Below are 13,230 nucleotides of genomic sequence, written 5' to 3'. Positions count from 1 at the left end.
TTTGTAATTTCGATTATGATGCATCAAAAGGTCCTCCTCTTGGTGTATTGGGTTCGCAACCTGCATCATAACGGAGGACCTTTTTTTGTGCAAGAGGCCACTTCACCTACTAACAGGAATGCTCCTGCGGGATGAAAGGAAGCCACTGAAAAAGTACAAAACAACTTTTTTAGTGGCTTTTATTATAGTGGCAATGGCTTCAGCGGTTGCGCGCCTGATACGAGAAACCCACTCATACCAGGCTTTAAAAAATGGCAACCGTTACGCTCATTGCTTAGAAGGCACTGGAAAAGTTAAAAATCGAACTTTTTCAGTGCCTTCTGAAAAGCAAAGGTGAGACCCCGCAGGGCGTAGCACGCGGAGGGTAACCCGCTTCCCGCGGAAAGCGAAGTATATTTCAGGAGCGGTTTATTTGCACCGCACATGATCCGTTCGGATTCTCGTTGGCTAAAAAACTGCTGTCCCAGCCTCTATTTAGACTATCGTTTGGTTTAGGTTTTGACGTTCGTATTCTTTCACTTTTTGATTGGTCTCGGATTTGGATATTCTATAGTATTGTGGCATTCAAGATACCGCTGGATTTATTTAGGCGCTTTAAATTTCCCGGCATGAAAATCCTGAAAAGCCTGTTTGATTTCATCCATGGAATTCATCACAAACGGACCGTAGGGAACGATGTCCTCTTGGATCGGCTTCCCGGAGTAGACGAGCACTTTTGGCCGGCGGCTCTTTGCTTTGATCTGAAGCTCGCTCTTCCCCTCTGCTCCTCCTTCGTACGTAAGAGTTGCGACACCGTGCTTTTTCAGCGTGACCGGGTCTTCGCCAAAGGCCATTTCTCCTCTTAATACATAAAGAAAGGCGTTGTGACCGGCAGGCAGCTCGTGGATGTACGAAGCTCCTTCCTCAAGAGACACTTCAGTCACAGTCATAGGAACAACGGCGTTTAACGGTCCTTTCTTCCCGTGTACCTCTCCGGCAAACACCTTCGCCGATCCTCCTTCTACTTCCACAACGGGTGCGTCTTCACTTAGCACGTTCTGATAAAACGTTTCCGAGTTTTTCAATTCAGCAGGAGAATTAATCCAAAGCTGCAGTGTGTGAGCGATGTCGTCCTCCACGCCTTCTTCGGCATGGCGTGCCGTCCAGCCTGCGTTCATATACTGAATGTCACCGGGCTCGAGGATTCCGTGTCCCCCAGCGTTATCGCTGTGCTCCAGCCGTCCGTCAATCACATAGGTGAGCGTCTGAAAGCCCCTGTGGGGATGATCGGAGAATGCCCCCTTTTTAAACCAGTCTTCGGCCATCAAAATGAATGGATCAAAATCCTTCCACCGGTCAGCGGGCAAAACCCAGCCTTTCTGGATAAAGGGAAAATCAGCCTCTTCATACTTCACGTACCAATGCTCTTTTACATTTCGTCTCACGGTAATCACTCCTCTGATTATGAAGGTACCAGCAATTCGTTGCTATAGCAACTTATTTGCTCAAACCTATTGACAAAGGACCTGAGCTTTCTTTATACTCGTACCAGCATCAGCGAAGGTACTGAAAAAGTTCGATCTTTACCTTTTTCCAATGCCTTCTAAGCAATGAGCGTAACGGTTGCATCTTTTAAAAGCCTGTTATGTGTGGGATTCCCGTAACAGGCCGAATGGAGCCATTGCAACTTAAATAAAAGGCACCGAAAAAGTTGTTTTGTACTTTTTCAGTGGCCTCAGCATCAGCAGCCAGGAGGCGAACCCGATGAAGCTATCATTTACAGACTATATCAGCATTAAAATTCATAAGACAGACCTCATTCTCACGAGCTTTATTAAAGAAAAGCTCAAGGAATTTAATCTGGCACCTGAACAGAACCTGATTATGATGCTTCTCTGGGAAAAAGACGGCATGGAACAAAGCCAGCTTGCCTTTCACTTAAACAAGGACAAGACGAACATTGCCAGAATGGCGTCCAGCCTTGAGAGGAAAGGGTTTATTAAACGGCTCCCTGTAGAAGGTGACCGCCGCTCGCTGCGCCTTTGTCTGACCGAAAAGGGAAAAGCTCTCGGCGATCGAGTTATTCCTGTGGCAGAGGCGTTCAACGAAACCGTCTGTGACGGCATTTCCAAAGAAGAACTGCTGGAGCTGGAAAGACTGCTTACGAAAATGAACAGCAATGTGCTTTATGCTGGACAATAAGCTGTATTATCCTTTATAGTTGCTACAGCAACATTATCCATCCCTTAAGGTTGCTATAGCAACTAAAATACTCTAATGGAGGAATTCACCATGGCAAACGTATTATTCATCAAAGCAAATCCTCGTCCCTACGAGCAATCCGTGAGCGTGCAGCTATACCACACGTTCCTTGAGAATTATAGAAAATTCCACCCGGACGATCAGATTACAGAGCTCGACTTGTTTGAGGAAAACCTTCCTTACTATGACCTTGATAAAATCAACGGTATGTTCAAACGTGCGAAAGGAATGGAATTGACCGAGTCTGAAATAGAGGCAACAGAAACGGTTTCCCGTTACCTGAATCAGTTCCTTGATGCAGACAAGATTGTCTTTGCTTTTCCACTTTGGAACTTCACCGTTCCTGCGGCGCTTCATACGTATCTTGACTACCTTGCACAGGCCGGCGAAACGTTCAGCTACACGCCGGATGGACCCGTTGGTCTTTTAGACGATAAGAAGGCTGTGATCCTGAACGCCCGCGGCGGTGTGTATTCCGAGGGGCCGGCGCAGTCTGTGGAGATGGCGGTAAATTATGTGCAGAATATGCTCAGCTTCTGGGGTATCAAGGATATTTCTACGGTTGTTGTTGAGGGCCATAACCAGTATCCGGATAAAGCAGAAGAAATTATCCGTGATGGTCTTGAGCGTGCGGAAGAGCTGTCCCATCAGTTTTAGAGTCTGAATATGCACATTTCCCCCGGGACGATCACCATTCACAGGTGATCGTCCCGGGGTTTTTGGTTTTATGAACTCGACCGGAGGATTGCTCCTGCGAACAGCATCATGCTCAGGTCTAAACGTTTGTTTATCCTGAACATTTAGAGATATATCCTGACAAATTCTATTTTATCTTAAACAATCGAAGGCTTATGCTGAAAACCATATCATTTCAGCCCCATTATATCAGGATAAAAAACCGGACGAGCAAAACGAAAAAAATGGTTCCCAACAATATATAGGAAACAACTCTTCCAACCTTCTGTTTTTTCGAAGGCTTTTTCGAAGGATCGTTCTTCACCGCTTCCGGCTTCCATTTCACGGCTAAAAAATTACCGATGAAAAACCCCGTCATAATTCCAAACATTGATACAGGATTCGGCCAGCCAACCTCAAGCAAGATGAGCGTAACAAAACCGACGGCGCTCATCATCACCGGCCTGTATAAATAAACACGGCGTTTCTCTTTCTTCGTTAATGAAACGTCTGCCATAACAGATCCTCCCATATAAATCCATCTTCTACACTCATTCCCTTTTTCCTGGCCAGATTAAACGCATCCTACCAACAAAAAACACCCCGGAACCAGTGTCCCGGGATGTCTGTCTGAATCAATAATTAAACTTTCTTATCAACCTGGCCGAAGCAGCGCTTGTAGATCCACTCGTAGTCACGGACAGTGAGGTCACGTGGGTTTCCTACAGTCTGCGGATCATTCATCGCTTCTTTAGCAAAGCGCTCAAGCTGATCTGCAGGTACGCCTTGCTCTTCAAGGGATGGAATGTCGAGGTCTTCCACAAGCTCGTACATCCAGTTTACTGCAGCTCGTGCCGCTTCTTCTGTTGTCATGTTGAATGTGTTAATGCCGAATGCCTGTGCCATACGGGCAAACTTCTCAGGGTTTCCTTTCCAGTTGAACTCCATCACTGGTCCCATCATCGCTGCCACAGCCTGACCGTGTGCGACAGGGATGATACCGCCCAGTGTCTGACTCATGGCGTGGGCAGCACCGGCAGATTCACTTCCATAGGAAAGCCCTGCAAGCATCGCAGCCTGAGCCATACCATAGCGCGCTTCAAGGTCTTCCCCGTCAGCGTAGGCACGGCGGATATACGTTGCTGCGTATTCCATTGCTGTTAACGCAACAGAGTCCGTAATCGGCTGGGCAAATTTCATTGTGTAGCACTCGATGGCGTGGGCAAGTGCGTCTACACCTGTCATTGCCGTTACATGTGGAGGCATGGATACGTGCAACTTAGGATCAATGATTGTCAGGTGAGCCGCGATTAATGGCCCGCCAGTGTTAAATTTGAATTCACGGTCTTCGTCTGTGATAACCGCCCACTGCGTAACTTCAGAACCAGTACCGGCAGTTGTCGGGATGGTTGTCAGTGGAGGAATGCGGTTTTCCAGCGGCTTTTTGCCTTCTGCTGCTTCATAGTCAAGAACCGTTCCTTCGTGTGTCGCTTCTACCCCGATCGCTTTCGCTGTATCCATGGAGCTTCCGCCTCCAACAGCTACAAGACCGTTACAGCCTTCTTCTGCATACACTTTAGAGCCTTCAGATACAAGGCGTACTGGTGGGTTTGGCTCAACTTTGTTAAAGACAACCACGTCAACGCCGGATTTTTCAAGATGTTCAATTACCGGGTTTACAACACCTGCATCATAAATACCAGGGTCAGTTACGAGAAGAACTTTGTCTGAGCCCAATGCTTTAACTTCTTCCCCGATATGCTCAATCGCACCGATTCCGTGCTTGATAGTAGTAGGTATTTCAAATGTGTGATAGTTCATCATGTGTTCGACTTTCATGTTTAAACTCATGGTAAAAAACCTCCTGAAAAAGTTTTAGTCTTGTATTTGTTACCCAGGCGGCGGACGGACCGCCAGCCCGGTTTTTAAAATCTGGATGTTGATTTCCGCTCCTATGCGCTTCAATCAACACTTTTATAAATCAAAGAATACGGCCTAGGAATTAAACCAGTTAACCGGTGCCGGCTTTTTGTTCCGGAAGATGTGCTTCGCTTCCGTGTACTCTTCAAAGCCGATTTTCCCCAGCTCACGGCCGAAGCCGGACTGCTTGAAGCCGCCCCATGGTGCTTGCGCGAAGTATGGGTGGAAATCGTTGATCCATACTGTTCCCATGCGGAGTTTCGCCGCGGCGTCTTCCGCTTTACTGATGTCATTTGACCAGACAGCGCCGGCAAGACCGTAAATCGTGTCATTTGCCTTTTGAACCGCTTCGTCAGCTGTCTTGAACGTTTCTACAGTGAGGACCGGACCGAAGACTTCTTCCTGGACGATACGCATGTCCGATGTGCATCCTGTAAAGATCGCCGGCTCAAGGAAGAAACCGTCTTTCAGTTCGGAAGCTTCAGGGCGTTTACCGCCAACGGCCAGCGTCGCGCCTTCATCCTGGCCGATCTTAATATAGCTTTCTACTTTATCACGGTGTTCCGCTGAGATTAGGGGACCGCTTTCTGTCGCATCGTCAAATCCGTTACCAAGACGGATGCGTTTCGCACGCTCCACAAGAGCTTCAACGAACGTGTCGTGGATGCTTTCTTCCACAAGAAGACGGGAACCTGCTGAACATACCTGACCTGCGTGGAAATAAACCGCATTAAGGGCCTGGTCCACAGCTGTTTCAAAATCAGCATCTGCAAAGACGATGTTCGGGTTTTTCCCTCCAAGCTCAAGGGCAATCTTTTTCACATTGCCGCTTGCCGCCTGCATGATCTTCTTGCCTGTTTCAATTCCGCCTGTGAAAGAAACGAGATCAACCAGATGGCTTTCAGACATTTCAGCGCCGACAGTGCTTCCCGCACCAAGGACAAGGTTGGCTACGCCCTTAGGTACTCCTGCTTCTTCCATCAGCTCAAATACTTTTACTGTCGTAAGCGGTGTGATTTCACTTGGCTTCATAATAATTGTGTTTCCTGTTGCAAGAGCCGGAGCAATCTTCCATGCTGCCTGTAACAGCGGATAGTTCCAAGGTGTGATCTGTGAACATACTCCTACAGGCTCTCGGACAACCCGGCTTTCAGAATCAGGAATTGGTGATGCGATTACTTCGCCCGCATCTTTATCTGCAAGTCCGGCAAAATACTGAAAGACATTTGCAATGTCCGCCATATCTGCACGGCTTTCTTCTACTGTTTTTCCTGTATCAAGGGTTTCAAGCTTTGCCAGTTCTTCTTGATCCCGACGGATAAGATCGGCAATCTTCTGAACGAGTTCTCCCCGTTCACTGGCAGGCGTTTGGGCCCAGGAACCTTCATCAAAGGCACGACGCGCAGCTTCAATCGCTTTCTTCGCATCGTTTCGGTCACCTTCTACTGCTGTTGCAATGACTTCCTGGTTAAATGGATTAATGATTTCGCGAGTCTCACCGGACTGTGCATCGATCCATTCACCATCGATAAACATTTTTTGTAGTGTCAATGAACCTTCCTCCTTTGGCATTCATTCCAGGAATTAAGTTTGTTAAATTTTTATTTAACGTTCTGAACGAACAATACAAACCTAACATGACTAAAAAAAGTTGTCAAAGGATAACCTAAAAAGATTTTCACCGCCAAATCAGCCTATATAAGAAGAAAAAATAAATTCGGACATATGTTTGACAAATCTCTATCTTTCGTTAGTATAAAGGTTGTAAAGAAAAAACTTAACGAACTTAATTTTGATCTGGGCGAAGGAGGTTGTTATATGAGCCCTAACGAAGATCAAGATAAGCAGATCATCGATGACGCTAAAGATCTTGTCATTGATTCTATTGCAGAAACAATGGATTTGTACGGGGTCACACGAAGTACGGGTACGTTATACGGTACGATGTACTTTGAAGAGGATATGACGTTGGACCAGATGCGCACGAAGCTGGAAATGAGTAAACCGAGCATGAGTACCGGTGTCAAAAAACTTCAGGATTATGAAATTGTGAAGAAATCGTTTAAGCGGGGCAGCCGCAAAAACATCTACCAGGCTGAAAAAGATTTCTTCCGCTTCTTTAATAAGTTCTTCACACATAAGTGGGAACGGGAAGTAAAGCTGAATCTTGAAGCGATTGCCGATGCTCAGAAGATGCTGGACGAAGTATTACACTCAGAATCTTCTTCACATGAAGCCAGAGAAGAAGCATTGAAAGTGTACAGACAGCTTGAAAACTCGAAACCTTACTACTACTGGCTTGAAAGTCTCGTTGCAAGCATCCGAAGCGGAAGGATTTTTGAATCTGTTCCGGTGGAAAACAAAAAGGAGTAACGTCTTATTAAGAAAATGCGCGCACCTTTGGAATAGGTCCGTCTATTTTTTCAAAAAGGCGCATTTCCGAATGTAAATAACTGAATATTTAGAATTTTTCATTATTAAAACATCGTCGTTGGAGTTGATACAAGTGACAGAAACACAGAAAAATTCGTACAAAACGATAGGGTTTATTGCAATATTTGCAGGACTATTTGTGTATTTGGCTTTTAGCAACACCGACATGCACTGGGGCGGCTTTATAAGCATGCTTGTCTTTTATGCTCTCATCTATTACATCGGAGCCTTTGTTGCAGCCAAGCAGTCGAATACACTGAGTGATATGATGGTGGCAAAACGAAGCATCCCGATTACCGTTGCCATGTTCACGATGGCGGCAACCTGGGTCGGAGGCGGATACATTAACGGAACCGCCGAATTTACTTACAGTGACGGGCTCGTCTGGGCGCAGGCTCCGTGGGGCTACGCACTCAGTTTAATTATCGGGGGTATCTTTTACGCACGAAAGATGCGCCGCTATGAATTTATGACAATTATTGACCCTCTTGAACAGCGATTCGGAAGCAAGCTGGCCGGGGTTCTATACATTCCGGCACTTCTCGGTGAACTGTTCTGGAGTGCGGCAATCCTGACTGCTCTCGGGACTACCTTTGGCACGATTTTAGGGATTGATTTTACAACTTCCATCATTATTTCAGGTGTTATCGCAATTGCCTATACGGTACTCGGCGGTATGTGGGCCGTTGCCTACACCGATTTGATTCAATTAGGTATTTTAATAGTAGGTTTATTCCTTGTTCTCCCGTTTGCTTTGCCACATGTCGGAGGTCTGAGCACGGCATGGTCAACATACTCAGCTGAGCTTGGCTCCTATGCGAACCTGTTTCCTCCGCTGGATGGCTGGCGTCATGAAGACTGGGGCAACTGGTACTGGCACTGGTGGGACTACGCCCTGTTACTAGTATTTGGCGGTATCGCCTGGCAGGTCTACTTCCAGCGGGTGTTATCGGCGAAAAATGAAAAAACAGCCATGTGGCTTTCCATCGCGGCCGGTTTCATCTGTATTTTAGCTGCTATTCCGGCTGTCCTTATCGGGGTTATCGGCTACAATGCAGACTGGGCAGCTGTCGGTACAACGGCACCTGACAACCCGGCAATGGTTCTGCCGATGGTACTGCGCTTTTTAACACCGGAATGGATTGCAGCAATAGGGCTCGGAGCCCTGGCTGCGGCAGTCATGTCTTCCATGGACTCCTCCATTCTCTCTGCTTCTTCCATGGCAGGATGGAATGTGTACCGTCCACTGGTGAAAAAGCGTGTATCTGATGAACAAGTAAAGAAAATGATCAAGCGAAGCATCATTATTGTGGGAACAACAGCCATGATTATTGCTTTAAGTGTACAGAGTGTATATACGCTCTGGTACCTGGCATCGGACCTCGTTTACTGTATTTTATTCCCGCAGTTAACGATGGCCCTCTTTTACCGGAACGCTAACTTCTACGGTTCCCTGAGCGGTCTGATTGTAGCCGTGTTCCTCCGTCTTGGCGGCGGTGAACCGACATTCGGACTGCCGGCATTCCTCCCGTATCCAATGGTGGAAGACGGTCTCGTATTGTTCCCGTTCCGTACGTTTGCCATGATTATGGCATTCATCACGATTTTTGTGGTATCTGAACTTACAAAGAAAAAATGCAAGCCGCTTCCGCTTCTCATGCCGCATGAGAGAGACCGGAATACACCAAAGGAAGGGTAAAACGAAGGCGCCTCAAGTGAGGTGCCTTTTTCTTGGTGCCTGTCACCACCCGGTTTTTGTCGAAATCGTAGTTATTTTCTCTTTCTCTAATTCAGTATCCAATGAAACATTCACTTTCTTTCTATTAAACAGCCATCACTTTGGCTGTTTCTTTTTTTATAAACGACTCCTCATTGATCTCTTCAATTTTAGGCAGTGATCGTGTTTTCCGGTCCAGCAGCCAGAACAGGCCGGTGAGGGTAACGACGAGGCCGCTCAAAAAGATGATCGCCGTGCTTCCGACAACTACCCCGAGCGCTCCTCCTGTCAGTGAACCGAGCGGAAGTGCAATCCCGCTGATGCTGTAAACCGCTGAAAGGACCCGTCCGAGGAACGCTTTCGGTATCCCTTTTTGCAAACACGTCATGATTAAGATATTTGTCACGCCCCCAGGAAGCCACGCTAGTCCGTACAACACAATCATCATCCACGTCCAAGGACTCAACACAGAAACAGCCCACAAGAAACCGCTTAACACGAATGCAATTCCATATACACGACCCAGACCGAATCGTTCAAGCTTTAAATATGGCGTAAGGAGCGCTCCTGTTAAACTACCTGCAGCCTGAGCCATGAGAAGGAAACCGAAAATCTCCGCCCCTCCCCGCTCATCACCGAACGCCGGCAGAACAACAAAGGTGGCCCCTCCCACAAGATTAATACCGATGACCCCGAGGAGTAACCGGGACAGGGTTTTGTTAAATAAAACCGCAATTCCTACTTTTAATTCACGGGTGTAAGTCTTAATGTGTGACGCGGCACCCGGTTTCTGAGGGGATGCTTTTTTCCCAGGCAGCCGGAGAAAGAAGAAAAGAACCGCTCCGACTAAAAACATGACGGAATCAAGGAGATAAATCGAGACAGCCCCTAGAGCAACGATGAGAACGCCGGCTATGGCGTTACAGGCTACATCAATTCCCTGATAGGCCACGGTGAAATATGAGTTGGCTTTTGTCAGCTCCTCTTTTTTCACAATTTCCGGCAGCGCGGCCATCTGAGCAGGATAAACAAACGTGTTTAACGTAGCCAGGAGCGGCGTGATTACGAGCACAAGCGTGACGGTCAAAAAACCGGCGTACGCTGCCACCGGGATGAGCAGCAGTAACCCTGCCTGCAACAGCTGTGTCGTCAAAAGCAGCCTTTTTACAGGAAGCCGGTCGATGATGGGGCCGCCCAGAAGCTGAATAATTCTTGGCACAATGGATAAAAATCCTGCCAGACCTGTGTAAAACGTGGATCCTCCCAGATCGTAAACGAGCCACATGGCAGCAACCGCGTAGAGACTGTCCCCGATGTTTGTCACAACCCGGCCAAAAAACATAAACGAAAAGTTCTTATTCAAAAAGAGCTTCATTCCCCGTCTCCCTTCGCTTCCGTTGACACGACTTTTACCCCGACGCTGAACTCCTCGCTTTCACCGCCAGGTTCGGCAGCGGTTCGTTTCACCCACTTTTCAAGTAAATCCATCACCTCTTCGTGAAAATCCTTCCGTTGTTCAGGACTAAGCTGAAGACGGACACTCGTGAAGGACGAATCTTTTGATTTGAACCCTTCTTCCAACGCGGGGTCGGTGGCTCCTTCAGGTGAATGGAACCTTGAAGCCACGGATCGGTAGTATTTTTCAACCACGCCGCCGAGCTTTTTTTCCTCAACCAGTTCAAGGAGTCCCCCGTCATGAAGCTTTTTAATGTGATAGTGTACATTGCCCGGAGACTCTCCAATCAGGTTCGCCACCTGCTTTGAAGTTTTCGGTTCGTCGATCAGCTGGCTGATAATTTTAACTCTGAGTGCACTTCCCAACAATTTCGCCTGTCCGATAGAGATGTTCATAGACTTGTTTTTTCCGCTCATTGTTTTCCCCTCCCAATCTGATCTAATTATTTAGTTCAATGATCTGTAAAATTAGATTAACACAAAAAAGGAAAAATGTGTATGTTTTTTCAAAAATAAAAAACACGGAAATTCTCTCCCGTGTTTCACGCAACAGCTATGCTCAGACATAACGCAAACGCCAGTCCGGATATCGGCACGTCAGCGATATCCGGAAGAAACCGGACAGCACCTGAAATATCACCGCACCATCATCAGTCTGATATGGGGACTCTCTTGATACCTGCTTTTTTCATCTTAAACACACCAATAACACAGAGCAACATCCCATACCCGAAAAAAACAGCTGCATGAGCCTGAATCAAAACAGCGATGTCCGGTGTATAGAGACGGATCATAGTCCAAGGTGTTTGGATTAAACGTGAAAATAGAAAAATGAAGCTCAGGCCGAAAACGATGGAAAAAACCCCTATTCCTGTCCACAGTTTAATTGCCTTCATTTTTTTTGCAAGAACAGTCCCAGAAGTTACAGCGGTGAAAAGAAAAACGGTCACTGAACCTAAGAGAAACCACTGGATGGTATTCGTTAAGTCCGGTAAGGTGTGGATCTCTTCTTCATTCAAAATGGTACGAACCCCTTCCATGATGGAAAGGTACTGCTCTGCCTCCATCTGGTGAAACTTATTTGTGAGAAGCACTGCGCCTAGGTTTTCTTCAGGAAGCAGGAAAACTTCTGACCGGTAGCCCGGTGTTCCACCCGGATGCCATGGAAACGTGGAATTACGAAACGGATTCTTATAACGCCAGCCATACCCGTACGACTCCCCCTCTCCAGGTTCGGATAAATAAACCGCCCGCATTTCATCAGATAAAAGCACTCCCCCTTCTAAAAGAAAGGACAGAAACGTTGCCATGTCTTCAGCACTTGAAACGATATATCCGTACGGAGCTCCGGAGGGGTCATAGAACCCGTCGCTTTTTACAGCCATACCAAACCAGGACTCATAGCCCGGCAAATACCCAAGTGCCAACTCCTCATAGTAATCCGCCGTTGTGTTGGTCATTTCAAGTGGTGAAAAAATGCGATTGTCCATAAATTCAGCAAAGGACTCGCCTGAAACGTCTTCAATGATCGCTCCCAGTAAAATGTAATTCACAGACAAATAGTCGTAGTGCTCTCCAGGAGCTTTTGCCAGAGTAATACCGTTTAACTCTTCTGCAGCTTCTCGTATCGTTGCCGTAGTGAAATCATCCGTCACCCGGTGACTGTCCTCAGGAGCGATTCCGCTCTTTAGTTCCAGCAGGTGCTGAATGGTGATCATCTCACCAGTCGGAGAATCATATGAAAACCACGGAAGATGCTGGTCAATCGAATCCTCAAGCCCAACAACGCCGTCATCAGCCAGTATCATTATCGCCAAAGCGGTCAGGGGCTTGCTCACAGAGCCAATGATAAATGGAGAAACTTCGGTTACATGTGACCCATCACTCCTATCTCCCCAGCTGTTTTGATAAAAAAGTCCGTCCCCTTCCACAATGGAGAGTGAAGCTCCGGGAATATCGTATTTCTCCAACGCTTCTTCCATGTAGCTGTCGAGCTCGTCACTCATGTCTGCAAGCGTAACGGAAGGAACAATCATCAGAAACAAAAAGAAACAAACCATTGCTTTTTTCATTTAACAAGTCCCCCATAACCTAATTCGACTATTTATTTTTTATCATCCCGTAAAGGTATAAGAAGGCTGTCTGCTTCCCCAGTTCTTCAGCTGTTTTCTCACCGGTGACGAGATACTGGTATGTCAGTTGTTCGATTGATGCGGTAATGGCTTCTGCCAGGAGGTTTGGATCAACATCACCCCTCACAGCTCCGTTTGCCTGATGCATTTTCATGTTCGCTGAAAGGATATCGGTAATCTTTTTTCTTACCTTGATTCCTTGTTCGCTTGCGAGTACAATTTTCAGCTCATTTGAATGGTCTCCCAAAAACGTGAATATTGCCGTATAGGTCCGTGGCATTTCTTCTTCTAGTTTTCCTGACGGGTCTCTCAGCGTTTTACTGGCATCCGTAAGAGCTGCCAGGCGTACTTCAAACGTATCTACAATCTCAGCGAGCAAGTCGTCCTTGCTTTTAAAATGAAGATAAAAAGCGGCTTGTGTATAGCCCGCAGCCTTCACCACTTCGCTTACGGTTGTGCCCTTAAAGCCTTTTTCGGCGATTAATTGTGTGGCGGTATCGAAAATGATTTGTTTCGTTCGTTCGCCTTTTTTCATGATGATCACCTCTGTCGAAAACTAACTAATTAGTTAGTTATATTTTAAATAGTAAAGCGTTGGAAATCGATAGGTCTTTTCCCTTCAAGTTCGAAATTGTCACCTCCCGCCCGCCCAGTCAT

General features: G+C 46.8%; 12 protein-coding genes. 4 read left to right on the top strand and 8 right to left on the bottom strand.

Annotated elements, in window-relative coordinates:
• Positions 1–581: 581 nt before the first annotated feature.
• The gene (locus tag JSY36_RS06250; protein WP_336511450.1) at positions 582–1,424 is read right to left on the bottom strand and encodes a pirin family protein; all 843 of its coding nucleotides are present in this window, start codon (positions 1,422–1,424) and stop codon (positions 582–584) included.
• Positions 1,425–1,743: 319 nt separating this feature from the next.
• Between JSY36_RS06250 and JSY36_RS06245 the strand changes: the two genes are divergently transcribed.
• Both JSY36_RS06245 and JSY36_RS06240 read left to right on the top strand, forming a co-directional pair.
• Positions 1,744–2,181, top strand: a complete 438-nt coding sequence (locus tag JSY36_RS06245; RefSeq protein ID WP_205165705.1) for a MarR family winged helix-turn-helix transcriptional regulator — start codon at positions 1,744–1,746, stop codon at positions 2,179–2,181.
• 90 nt (positions 2,182–2,271) lie between these two features.
• On the top strand, positions 2,272–2,898 hold the full coding sequence (locus JSY36_RS06240; protein WP_205165704.1) for an FMN-dependent NADH-azoreductase: 627 nt from the start codon (positions 2,272–2,274) through the stop codon (positions 2,896–2,898).
• A gap of 223 nt (positions 2,899–3,121) precedes the next feature.
• Here the strand turns inward: JSY36_RS06240 and JSY36_RS06235 are convergent, their stop codons facing one another.
• The 3 genes from JSY36_RS06235 to betB all read right to left on the bottom strand — a co-directional run bounded on the left by JSY36_RS06235 (position 3,122) and on the right by betB (position 6,372).
• The gene (locus JSY36_RS06235; RefSeq protein ID WP_205165703.1) at positions 3,122–3,433 is read right to left on the bottom strand and encodes a hypothetical protein; all 312 of its coding nucleotides are present in this window, start codon (positions 3,431–3,433) and stop codon (positions 3,122–3,124) included.
• Positions 3,434–3,558: 125 nt separating this feature from the next.
• Complete coding sequence (locus JSY36_RS06230) at positions 3,559–4,767, bottom strand: iron-containing alcohol dehydrogenase (protein ID WP_122901191.1); 1,209 nt, start codon at positions 4,765–4,767, stop codon at positions 3,559–3,561.
• A 144-nt stretch (positions 4,768–4,911) separates the two neighbouring features.
• The gene (gene betB, locus JSY36_RS06225; RefSeq protein WP_236784641.1) at positions 4,912–6,372 is read right to left on the bottom strand and encodes a betaine-aldehyde dehydrogenase; all 1,461 of its coding nucleotides are present in this window, start codon (positions 6,370–6,372) and stop codon (positions 4,912–4,914) included.
• Between the two features lie 282 nt (positions 6,373–6,654).
• Here betB and cudC point away from each other — a divergent pair, with 282 nt between their 5' ends.
• Both cudC and JSY36_RS06215 read left to right on the top strand, forming a co-directional pair.
• Positions 6,655–7,209, top strand: a complete 555-nt coding sequence (gene cudC, locus JSY36_RS06220; protein ID WP_122901187.1) for a choline uptake/conversion transcriptional regulator CudC — start codon at positions 6,655–6,657, stop codon at positions 7,207–7,209.
• A 127-nt stretch (positions 7,210–7,336) separates the two neighbouring features.
• Positions 7,337–8,968 (top strand): sodium:solute symporter family transporter, encoded by a 1,632-nt coding sequence (locus JSY36_RS06215; protein WP_205165741.1) that lies wholly within the window; start codon positions 7,337–7,339, stop codon positions 8,966–8,968.
• A gap of 124 nt (positions 8,969–9,092) precedes the next feature.
• On the opposite strand, the gene JSY36_RS06210 is transcribed toward JSY36_RS06215, so the two are convergent.
• The 4 genes from JSY36_RS06210 to JSY36_RS06195 all read right to left on the bottom strand — a co-directional run bounded on the left by JSY36_RS06210 (position 9,093) and on the right by JSY36_RS06195 (position 13,108).
• Positions 9,093–10,361, bottom strand: coding sequence for an MFS transporter (locus JSY36_RS06210; RefSeq protein ID WP_205165701.1), 1,269 nt, complete (start codon positions 10,359–10,361; stop codon positions 9,093–9,095).
• Entirely contained in the window at positions 10,358–10,858 is a 501-nt protein-coding gene (locus tag JSY36_RS06205) for an ArsR/SmtB family transcription factor (protein ID WP_205165700.1), read from the bottom strand. Before JSY36_RS06205 ends, JSY36_RS06210 begins: the two co-directional genes overlap by 4 nt.
• A gap of 233 nt (positions 10,859–11,091) precedes the next feature.
• Positions 11,092–12,513 (bottom strand): serine hydrolase domain-containing protein, encoded by a 1,422-nt coding sequence (locus tag JSY36_RS06200; protein ID WP_205165699.1) that lies wholly within the window; start codon positions 12,511–12,513, stop codon positions 11,092–11,094.
• 28 nt (positions 12,514–12,541) lie between these two features.
• Positions 12,542–13,108, bottom strand: a complete 567-nt coding sequence (locus tag JSY36_RS06195; RefSeq protein ID WP_205165698.1) for a TetR/AcrR family transcriptional regulator — start codon at positions 13,106–13,108, stop codon at positions 12,542–12,544.
• Positions 13,109–13,230 lie beyond the last annotated feature (122 nt).

The organism is Alteribacter salitolerans (assembly GCF_016901055.1).
GTDB lineage: Bacteria > Bacillota > Bacilli > Bacillales > Salisediminibacteriaceae > Alteribacter > Alteribacter keqinensis.
Note: the sequence above shows the minus strand (reverse complement) of the source record. Positions and strands in the feature narration are given on the sequence as shown.

Excerpts from the sequence above, each read along its gene's own strand:
- JSY36_RS06245 (WP_205165705.1), top strand. The coding sequence starts at position 1,744 with ATGAAGCTATCATTTACAGACTATATCAGCATTAAAATTCATAAGACA.
- JSY36_RS06240 (WP_205165704.1), top strand. The coding sequence starts at position 2,272 with ATGGCAAACGTATTATTCATCAAAGCAAATCCTCGTCCCTACGAGCAA.
- JSY36_RS06235 (WP_205165703.1), bottom strand. The coding sequence starts at position 3,433 with ATGGCAGACGTTTCATTAACGAAGAAAGAGAAACGCCGTGTTTATTTA.
- JSY36_RS06230 (WP_122901191.1), bottom strand. The coding sequence starts at position 4,767 with ATGAGTTTAAACATGAAAGTCGAACACATGATGAACTATCACACATTT.
- betB (WP_236784641.1), bottom strand. The coding sequence starts at position 6,372 with ATGTTTATCGATGGTGAATGGATCGATGCACAGTCCGGTGAGACTCGC.
- cudC (WP_122901187.1), top strand. The coding sequence starts at position 6,655 with ATGAGCCCTAACGAAGATCAAGATAAGCAGATCATCGATGACGCTAAA.
- JSY36_RS06210 (WP_205165701.1), bottom strand. The coding sequence starts at position 10,361 with ATGAAGCTCTTTTTGAATAAGAACTTTTCGTTTATGTTTTTTGGCCGG.
- JSY36_RS06205 (WP_205165700.1), bottom strand. The coding sequence starts at position 10,858 with ATGAGCGGAAAAAACAAGTCTATGAACATCTCTATCGGACAGGCGAAA.
- JSY36_RS06200 (WP_205165699.1), bottom strand. The coding sequence starts at position 12,513 with ATGAAAAAAGCAATGGTTTGTTTCTTTTTGTTTCTGATGATTGTTCCT.
- JSY36_RS06195 (WP_205165698.1), bottom strand. The coding sequence starts at position 13,108 with ATGAAAAAAGGCGAACGAACGAAACAAATCATTTTCGATACCGCCACA.